This is a genomic window from Leptospira sarikeiensis (assembly GCF_004769615.1).
Taxonomy (GTDB): domain Bacteria; phylum Spirochaetota; class Leptospiria; order Leptospirales; family Leptospiraceae; genus Leptospira_B; species Leptospira_B sarikeiensis.
The window spans coordinates 1-1653 of record NZ_RQGF01000033.1; the positions used below are offsets into that span (position 1 = coordinate 1).

Annotated in this window: 1 protein-coding gene and 1 pseudogene; one reads left to right on the forward strand and one right to left on the reverse strand. The window is 35.9% G+C overall.

The genetic code is table 11. The features are described 5' to 3' along the window. A pseudogene (locus EHQ64_RS16635) lies at positions 1 to 297 on the reverse strand (hypothetical protein); the annotation flags it as partial. 931 nt (positions 298 to 1228) lie between these two features. Between EHQ64_RS16635 and EHQ64_RS16640 the strand changes: the two are divergent. Continuing rightward, entirely contained in the window at positions 1229 to 1594 is a 366-nt protein-coding gene (locus EHQ64_RS16640) for a TIGR04452 family lipoprotein (protein ID WP_135650931.1), read from the forward strand. Positions 1595 to 1653: the final 59 nt, after the last annotated feature.

Sequence of the window (1653 nt, forward strand, 5' to 3'; positions counted from 1 at the left end):
GTTTTCGGCGGCAGTTCGAGAGGTCCAGGTAATTCCGTCAGGAGAGGTCATAACTCGGTTCGTGCCACTATCCCCTACCGCGACAAAAAGACCTTTTCCATACGCAATACCCCACCAACCACTCGCTGCACTTGCCGAACGTGCAGTCCAGCTAAGAGAATCAGATTTGCAAGTTTTCAGAAGAGCGAGTAGTGCTGGATTCGTACCACTGGAACCACCATCACAACCCAATGAAAATACGGACATTGTGCAGAAAATTAGAAGAATGTTTAATAAAGTAATCTTTGATTTTGACACTTAATACCCCTTAAGGAATAATTTTTAGTTTTATACAAAACAATCGCCTGGAATTCCAAGCTCAGAATTTATTTCGAACTACCTTAATCAAATCAATCTGGAAATATTTCATCATATAATTAGTATTTAATATTAAAAATTAATTATTTATTAATAAAACTCGTTCAAATTCGTTTAACAAAAATACTCAAATGAGGTATAAAAACCCTTCTCAGAAGAGCACGGAGAGTTTTAGAACACGAAAAAAGGGGGAGTTATATTACAAATTCATTACCAATAAATCAGCCTGGTAAGGATTTTGACTATGAGATAGATAAAAATAATTTTTGAGTATTTTTCTTCATTATCCCCTTCCCTGATTTTATGGGATCGAGTATTGAGATTATAGGCTATTGCCTGCAAGATCAGACTAAACCTTCCTTAAAGATTTTCAACGGAAATGTAAATTCAATTAACGTTATTTACATTTCCGTCCGATTCATTTCCAAGTTTGCTTAAGATGTTCGACCTTTACACCTCTTATGCCTAATTTGACTCGAGCAAAAATATCTCCCAGGAAAGAATAGATCATTTCACTCAGAATCGGCCTCTCTTGCGAACTCCAGGCGTCCATTTCTTCAGGAAGAATAAATGGTATTTATTTTCTTTTGAAAGTCACGACCTTTCACCTTTTGAACGCCAACATTGGAAATGGGGAAACCACGTCCATTTTGTCTCTCATCATTGGGGAAAGAATTTGGATCCAAAGAAGTTATTAACCGATATATCTAATGGTAAATACAATGGAGCAAGCCTCCATATCTCCGTTCACCACGTTTATCAAGATAAATTCTCGAAGCCTTTCGTCGACGATGATAAATCCCAAACTTGATAAATTAAATATTTATAAAATGATAGTCATTTCATTCGATTGCCAAATATTGGAGCGTTTATGATTCAGGAAAATTTACCGAAATTCATCTTACTTATTTCTTTGGTAGCATCAAATTGCATCGCTTTGGATACTTTAGGTTTATCTTATGATAGAATTAAAGGTGACGAAGTTGCGTCTAAAATGGCAGATGCGGCTTTAACGACTGACTTAGTTAATTCAACGATACTTACAGGCCAACCGTCAATATCAATAACGGCAATATTCTCTTCTGTAATTGCTGGCATTGATGTTAAAAAGTATTACAAAAAATCAGAAGTTGATGATTGTATAAATGACATCCGCGGGTTTAAAGGATTTCTATTAGGATCTACAATTACGGTAGCGACTTCCTGTAAACTTTCGCCAGATGGACCTATCCTTTAAAGAGTAATTGGTCTTTTGAGAAGCCTTAAATCATCTCAAATCACATTGAGCATAACTTG

Coding starts and splice junctions, on each gene's coding strand:
- EHQ64_RS16640 (WP_135650931.1), top strand. CDS start 1,229: ATGATTCAGGAAAATTTACCGAAATTCATCTTACTTATTTCTTTGGTA.